Here is a 7,731-nt window from a genome sequence, read left to right as displayed (position 1 = left end):
CGCGGCGGCCGCCGACCCGTCCGGACTGGAACGGCAGCAGGGAGGCGTGACCGAGCCGGGCATAGGCGCGGCCGGGCGTGTCGATACCGATGTGCGCGGACTCCTGCGCGTCGATGACGTCGCGGCTCTCGCTCTCGTCGGTCATCCGCAGGGCGATGCGCAGGTTGGTGTTGGCGCGGATGTCGTTGGTGACCACTCCGCCGGGGCGCTGGGTGGCCAACACCAGGTGGATGCCGAGCGAACGGCCCCGCTGGGCGATGTTGACCAGGCCCTTGACGAAGTCGGGCAGCTCGCGCGCCATGGACGCGAACTCGTCGATGACCAGCATCAGCCGGGGCATCTGCGGCATGCGCGGATCGCGGTCGAGCAGTTCGAGGTAGTCCTCGATGTCCTTGGCCCCGGCCTTGGCCAGGATGTGCTCGCGGCGGTGCAGTTCGGCGCCGAGGGAGACGAGCGCCCGGCCGACCAGGTGGGTGTCCAGGTCGGTGACCATGCCGACGGTGTGCGGCAGGTCGACGCAGTCCTTGAACGCGCTGCCGCCCTTGTAGTCGACGAGCACGAAGGACATCGATTCGGGGCGGTTGACCGCCGCCAGCGAGGCCACGAGGGTCTGGAGCAGCTCGGACTTACCGGAACCGGTGGTACCGGCGATGAGCGCGTGCGGGCCGTCGCGGCGGATGTCCACGGCGAAGGGGCCGTCCAGGCCCAGGCCCAGAGTGGCGACGGTGCTGCGGCCGCCGCCCGCCCAGTGCGCGGCGATGGCCTCGCCGTTCGGCGGTTCCAGGCCGATGACGTCGAGCAGCCGGGCGCTGCGCGGCAGTGATCCGCCGCCCTCGCCGACGCTGCTGTCGCGCATGGGAGCCAGGGCGCGGCCCAGGCGGTCGGCCCACGCGGCGGAGGGGACGTCGGGGCGCACGTCCTCGACGTTGTCGTAGGAGGTCCGGCGCAGCCGCATGCCGTGCGGGGTGATGCTGACGACCGCCTGGCACTCCTCGGGCAGCAGGCGCTCGTCGGCGTCCAGGCACAGGACGTAGATCCCGGCCTCGGGCCCCTCGCGCAGGAGCTGCACCACGCCCGGGAGGGAGCGGATGCGGCGGGCGCCGTCGAGCACGACCACGATCGCGGGATCGTCCCCCGCCCCGTCCCGGCGCGCCTTGGTGCGCGACTCCAGGATGACGAGGAGTTCGGAGATGCGGCGGGCGCAGGTGGTGGCGTCGATGCCCATCCGGCTCAGGGAGAGCTGCGGCGTCTCCGAGCGCAGGTGCGGCAGGTAGCGGGTCCACCGCCAGCGGTTGTGGTCGCCCTCCATGGACAGCAGGTACAGGTGCAGCTCGGCCGGGCTGTGCAGGGTGGTGAGCTGGGCGACGAGCCAGCGCTCCAGGGCTTGGGCGCCCTCACCGCTCCCGGCCACGCCCACGACGCCGTTGTCCTTCACCGACACGCTCACGGGCACGTCGCGCATGTCCCACGTGACGTCCCTGCGGTGCTCGTCCTTGGTCGGATCGGTGAGCACCACCTGGGAGGGGATGCTCCCGGTACCCACGCGCAGCTGGGTGAAGTCGTCGTCGGTCTGGCGCCGCTCCCACAGGCGTGAGCGCGGGCCGGTCGCCAGCAGGAGGACGGCGGCGGGGTCGGGGCAGGTGTCACGGAAGCGGCGCTGTTCGGCGACGAGGGCGTCGCGGGCGTCCTTGGTGACGCGTTCGGTCTTCTCCTCGAACTCCGCGAGCTGCTTCTCGTAGCGCACCTTGCTGGTGCGGCGCTGCATGATCTGCGTGAAGGCCACCGAGATCGGCGCGAGAAGGCCGAAGAGCAGCATCTGCGGGCGGTTCATGACGAGCGCGCCGCCGACCGCCATGGTGATCGGGATGAGGATCATCAGGAGCAGCTGCGCGATCGGCCGGTCCGGCGGCTCGGGCGGGCTGGGCAGCTTGAACTTCGTCTTGGTCGGGGCGGGGTGCAGCCGGGGCGGCCGGTTGTAGTCCAGACCGGTCCCGTCCTCGGAGGGCACCACGGAGGCGTCCGCCCGGTGGTTGGGCCACACCTCGAACAGGGTCCCGCCGAGGGTGAGCTGCTCGCCCCGCGGCCATTCGGCGCCGGGGTCGACGGGGTCGCCCTCCAGCGCGCACCCCGAGCCGCCGCTCGTGGACAGGATGGTGACGGTGCCGTCGGGCATGACCCGGATCCGCGCCCAGTACCCGTCGGCGTCCACGGTCAGCACGGCGACCTCGTCGTCCCCGACGAGGTAGTCGCCCGGGTCCAGGCGCGCGACGCGTCCGGCGTCGGGCCCGGAGACCACCCGGACCTCCACCACGCCGGGCGGCTCCCCCTTGACCTCGGCCGGCGCGCCCACCCCGATGACCGAGCCGTCCAGGACACCGGCGTCGGCGAGGGTCGTCCCCGGCGTGAGCGGCCGGTCCCCGACGAAGAGCGGCACCTCCTGCCCCGGCGCCCGGGGCACGGTACGCACGACCGGATCGATCACCTCGGCCAGCTGGTGCACCGTGGCGCTCGGGTCGGCGTCGACGAGGACGTCCAGCCGCAGCGCGGAGGAGGCCACGGGGGCCGAGCCGTCCGGCCCGTGCCCGGACGGGCCGGTGGCGGGTGTCGCGGTGAAGAGGAGGCGCACGGTGGGTACTGCTTCCGGTCGTTCGTCGTCGGGGGATGGAGGTGGGGGCGGTCCGCGACCGCCCCCGTCCACGTGTCGGGCGGGGTCAGCCGTTGCGGAGGCCCTCACCGAGCTTGTCGTCGGTCTCGCTGAAGGTGGTGCCGACCTGCTTGACGTACTTGGCGATGCCTTCCAGGCCCTGGTTCACGCTCTCGAACCCGGACTGGAACTCCTCGAAGAACGGACGGAAGTGCTTCTCCGCCGCGGGGGTGCTGTAACCGTCGGCGATGAGGCCGTCGATGCGGCCCTTGATGCCTTCCAGCCGCTCCTGGAACTCGTTGAAGTCCTGGGTGAGGGAGCCCGAGGCCTCATCGGTCTTGTCGCTGTCGACGTTGTACGCGGGCATGTGTCTCTCCTCGTGTGTCGGATCTCGTGCCGGACGAAGTCCGTCGGACCGGCCGGCTCCCCAGCGGAGACCGCGGGCGCGCCCGCGCCGGTCCATTGTCGTGGATATGGCGGTGAACATGGTCATCGGACCCGATCACCGCCGGGTCTGCCCAGTTCAGGAGCTTGGGGTCGCTTCCTCCCAGAACCGGGCGGTACCGGTGATGGCGTCGAAGAGGTCCAGGACCTCCTCGGCCTCCCGGGAGTTGGGGCTGGTGCAGCTGACCATGACGCGTTTGTCCAGGCCGGGGACCTCGAACGCGGTGTGCATCGCCACCGACCGGACGATGGCGTCGTCCATGTCGTGGTCGGTGACGCCGAACACGCGTCCGCACAGTCCGAGCCCGGTGTGGGTCAGGTCGGCGGCGACCTTGCGCAGCCAGGTGCCCTCGCGGGCGGTCGCGGAGCCCGAGTAGACGTTCTCGACCATGCGGACGGGTTCCAGGGCCTGGTCACCGCGCCCGGAGGGGAAGACGAAGACGCACACGGTCGCCATGAAGAAGCCGTCGTCGTACTCCTCGAAGACGCCCGCGGCGGACAGCAGACCGGCCCCGACGGCGTCGTTGGTGACCTGGGCGATGTCGCTGAACAGGTCGTTGAGGGCGCTCATCTCCTCGGGCCGGTTGCCGTACTGCTCCACGGCCTGGGCGCGCATACGGGCGAGCGCGTCTCCGGAGAGGTCGTACTGCTTCCAGTGACCGGGGATGTCGATGTCGAACCCGATCACGTACTCCGGGACGTCCTCCTCGAAGAGGTAGGGCATGGCGGTGTGTCTCCTCGTCGCTCGCGGTCCGTCAGACGGCGACCGGGCCGGGGCCCGGCGGCGGGGGCGGCGTGTCGTTCTTGTTCTCCGTCAGGCTCTTGCCCAGCTCCTCGTCGGCCTCCGTGAAGGTGTCGATGACGGGTGTGAGGGCCTGGAGCAGGGCGCCGAGGTCCTCGGCCTGGCGCTCGTAGTTCTTCTTGCAGTCCTCGCCGTACTCCTTGGCCTTGTCGACCACCTTGGCGGGGCCGATGTCCTCGGCCTTCTCCTCCGGACTCTTGACGTCCTCGTTGGCGAAGGCGTTCTGGATGCGGATGAGGGACCGCTCCATCTCGTGGAGCGCGTCGATGTCGATCTTGACGATCCTGGCCATGGGTACTTCTCCTTCCTCGGGCGCCGGTCGGTCCTAGTCCCGGTCGGTCAGTGCGTCCCGGGCCTCGCCCGAGACGTGGGTGACTCCGTCCCAGACCGCGCCCGGAGTTTGGGTTATCCCGTCCCAGACCGTCTTCGGAACACGGGTCGCGCCGTCCCAGATCTCGCCCGCGTCGTGCGTCACCTCGTCGTGCAGCTCGTCGTGTTCCCGTCGCAGGGACGCCTGCTGGTCCAGGGCCGACGCGTGCAGGGACTCCAGAGCGGCCAGCTCCTCCGGCCGGTCCCCCGCCTCCCGTGCGGTGTCGATCGCCGCCTCGATCTCCGGGATCAGTTCCTCCTCGAGGAAGTCGATCCTGGCGGTGCGGTCGGCCACCTCACCGGTGCCCTCGGCGTCGTCCTCGTAGAACTCGTCCATGGCGTCGTCGCGCCACATGTTGCGCGCCGCCTGGTGGGACATCTCGTTGGTGAAGGCCTCCATACCGGGCGGCAGGTCGGAGGTGTCGCCGAGTCTGCCCTCCGCCAGTCCCTTGGGCGCCGCGGTTCCGAGCTGCACGGCCGCCTGGATGAAGTCGGCGGTCTGGATGCCCGCGGCGTCCTCCCCGATCCAGAAATGCTCGGCGATCAGACCGCCGGTGACGTTGAAGGCGTTCTTGACGAGGGTGTCGAGCATGTTCATGACCGCGGCCCGCGTCGAGTTCAGTTCCGAGCGCACCGGAGGGTTGCCGTCGCCGGAGGCGTCGTCTCCCCGGCGGTCGTTCCCGAGGGAGCCGTCGGCGTCCGACCGGCTGTCGCCGGACTCCGGACGCGTGGAGCCGTCGGTGTCGGTGGTGTCGGTGGTGTCGGTGGTGTCGGTGGTGTCCCTGCGTGCGTCGGGCGCGTCGGAGTCCTGGCGCGGGGTCGGAGCGGACGCGTCCCGACCCGGCGCGGGCGCACCCCCGCCGGACCCCGGTCGGGGCGCATCCGTCCCGGTGTCCGGCCGGGCGGTGGGGATGTCCACGATCTGGACGTCCTGGCGCTCGACGGTGCCGAGCAAACGGGGGGTGGCGGTGGTGACCCGGACCTGGTCCTCGGTGATCCGCAGTTCGGGGCTGTCGTCCCCGCTCGTGACCCGCACCCCGCGCCGACTGTCGCGGACCGTCGTCCCGTTCCCGTCACTCACCTCATTGCGGCCGGACCGCGTCTGGTTGCCGTTGACATCACCGTTCCTGTACTCGACATCGTCCGGGTTGCGCGTGATGTGCGGTGTGCGCGACATGTCGTCGGGCGAGCGGACGATGATCTCGTTGTCCGGGTGGGTGGACGCGGCCATGCTCCCGTCGGAGGTGGTCTCCACACGCCAGCCCGGCGGGACGCGCCCCGCGTCGCCCGCGGTCTCGCCCATGCGGAGCGGGACGGACTCGGGGGTGTCCGGACTCGGTCCGCGCATGGTGGTGCCGTCGGGGCGCACGTCGATCGTGCGACCGCCGCCGTCCCGGACGGTCTGGTTGGAGCCCTTCGGCACGTCCGCGGTGACCTCGTCGCCCCTCGTGCGGACGGTGACTCCGGAATCGGTGGCGACGTGACCCTCCGAGCCCGAGTGCCCGGCGACGGGGTCGCCGGACGGGGTCCTCGTCTCCGCGCCTCCGTGGCCGTCGGAGGTGACCTCCGTGCGCAGCGTGCCGTCACCGACGTGGGAGCCCCGCTCGGTGCTGCCCGCGTGGACGCCGCCGGGGGCGTCGGCGGTCACTCCATCGGGGCCGGATCCGATCCGGTGGAGGTCGGTGGACATATCGGTGGAGACCTTGCCGCCGGGCTCGCCGGGCTGCCGGTTGGTGACCTGGAGCCGGTCCCCGCGGGCGTCCGGGGGCGCGCTGACCGAGACCTCGCCGCCGCGCGAAGCGGTGACGGACCAGCCCCGTGGGTGGTCCGGGTGTCCGGACGGGATGTCCACACGCACCGTCGGGTCGGAACCCGACGTGACCGTGATCCGGTTCCCGCCCATGTCCATGGTGAACGAGGACGGGTTGTCGCTGGCGTGCGCGGACGACCCACTCGCCCCCGGGTTCGGGCTCAGCGACGGGTACTCGCCCAGAGCCCGGCCGTCCATCCCGTAGGAGCGCGCCGAACCATCCGGACCGCGGACCTCGATCGTGTCCGACGACATCCTGTCCCCGGACACCGGATCCACCCGTCCCGGACGGATCCACACTCCCGAACCGTCCGGGTTCACCACCTGGCCCGGCCAGGCCTGGGTGCCGCCGACCTGCGCGTGCCCGTCCGCGCCCAGGGTCGCGTGCGGGGTGGCCGTCGGGTTGTCGGTGCGGATCTCGGCGCTGCCGTCCTCGCGTACCCGCCCCCCGGAGCCCGCGCCGACCGCCGTGCCCCGGCCGTCGCGGCCCTGCCGCATATCGACTCCCCGGGACTCGTCGGTGACCCGGACCGAGTCCGGCCCCGCCTCGACGCGGCTTCCGTTCGCGTCCAGGGTGGCGGTGTCGGTTCCCCGGTCGTAGCCGTGCGTGGCGCCGTCCCCGGTGTCGACCCGGTAGCCGTCGCTGCCGACCTGCGCGGTCCGCCCGGACCGGGGGTCGGTCACGGTCGTACGCGGTGTGGCGCCGGGCTCGCCCTCGGGGCGGTTGACGTGCGGGCCGTCGTTGAAGCGCAGGTCGACGGGGCCGTCTCCGCTGTGGGTGATCTGGGCGGCGCCGTCACGGGACTGGTTGACCGTGAGGCCGTCGTCCGTGCGGATGGTGGCGCCGTCCCGACCGCGGTAGGCGGAGACGTCGCCGTCCCGGGTCGGGACGCGCACCTCGCCCGGGTGGTCGGCGTGTCCTGGGCGATCGGAGCCGCCGGAACCATTGGAGCTGTAGGAGGGCCCCCGCTCACCGTCGGGGCTGGTGAGGTCGATGGTGCCGGGCTGGCCGCGCTCGCCGTTGGAGACGCTGACCGAGGCGCCGTCCGCGTTCGTGACCTGGAAACCGTTGTCCTGACGCTGGACCGAGGTGCCGTTGACGGTCACGTCGTCGGGGCTGACGGTCATCGTGTAGTCGCCGTCGCCCGTGGGGTAGCGGTAGGTGACGTTCGGCTGCCCGTCGGGGCCCTCGACGGTGCGGTACTCGCCCCGGGCGCCCTCGACGTCGATCCGTTCCCCGGCGGGGGCCGGGGTGTCGGGGGTGGGCGTGTCCTCGGGCCCGGACGTGTCCGGATTCGGGCCGGCCGTCGTCGGCCCGCCGTCCGACGTGGTCGCGTCCGAGGGTCTGGTGGTGTCCGGGTTCGGAGTGGGGCGGTCTGGCTCGTGCGCGGCCGCCGGGTCGCCGGTGTCGGTGGTTCCGTCGCCCGAGGCCCGGGGAGTCGGGGAGGTCGTGTCCCCGGGCGCGTCGGCGTCGCGCTGGCCGGACGAGTCCGGGTCCGGGTCCCCGATCCGGTTCTGCGAGCGCGCCGGGAGGTCGCCGCCGCCGTTGCCCGCCGGGGCGTTCCTGGTCACGGCCACGCCGCTCTCGCCCAGGTCGTCGTACTGGTCGGGGTCGGGTGCGTCGGGCATGCGCGGCTGCGCGGTGTCACCGGAACCGGAGCC

Annotated in this window: 5 protein-coding genes; all 5 read right to left on the bottom strand. The window is 72.3% G+C overall.

Translation table 11 applies throughout. The annotated features are described in order from the left end of the window. Window positions 1–2,626: FtsK/SpoIIIE domain-containing protein (locus D471_RS35475; RefSeq protein ID WP_017600547.1), on the bottom strand; the 2,626-nt coding region annotated here is incomplete at its 3' end. An 85-nt stretch (window positions 2,627–2,711) separates the two neighbouring features. Continuing rightward, window positions 2,712–3,011, bottom strand: coding sequence for a WXG100 family type VII secretion target (locus D471_RS0121565; RefSeq protein WP_017600546.1), 300 nt, complete (start codon window positions 3,009–3,011; stop codon window positions 2,712–2,714). A 156-nt stretch (window positions 3,012–3,167) separates the two neighbouring features. Next, entirely contained in the window at window positions 3,168–3,812 is a 645-nt protein-coding gene (locus D471_RS0121560) for a hypothetical protein (RefSeq protein ID WP_017600545.1), read from the bottom strand. Window positions 3,813–3,843: 31 nt separating this feature from the next. Beyond that, complete coding sequence (locus D471_RS0121555; RefSeq protein WP_017600544.1) at window positions 3,844–4,182, bottom strand: hypothetical protein; 339 nt, start codon at window positions 4,180–4,182, stop codon at window positions 3,844–3,846. A 33-nt stretch (window positions 4,183–4,215) separates the two neighbouring features. Further along, window positions 4,216–7,731, bottom strand: a 3,516-nt coding sequence (locus D471_RS0121550) for a hypothetical protein (RefSeq protein WP_017600543.1), incomplete at its 5' end; no start/stop codon positions are given.

It is taken from the genome of Nocardiopsis lucentensis DSM 44048, assembly GCF_000341125.1.
Lineage (GTDB): Bacteria > Actinomycetota > Actinomycetes > Streptosporangiales > Streptosporangiaceae > Nocardiopsis > Nocardiopsis lucentensis.
The sequence above is the reverse complement of the archived record's forward strand: the minus strand, read 5'-3'. Positions and strand labels throughout refer to the sequence as shown.

Coding starts and splice junctions, on each gene's coding strand:
- D471_RS0121560 (WP_017600545.1), bottom strand. CDS start 3,812: ATGCCCTACCTCTTCGAGGAGGACGTCCCGGAGTACGTGATCGGGTTC.
- D471_RS0121565 (WP_017600546.1), bottom strand. CDS start 3,011: ATGCCCGCGTACAACGTCGACAGCGACAAGACCGATGAGGCCTCGGGC.
- D471_RS0121555 (WP_017600544.1), bottom strand. CDS start 4,182: ATGGCCAGGATCGTCAAGATCGACATCGACGCGCTCCACGAGATGGAG.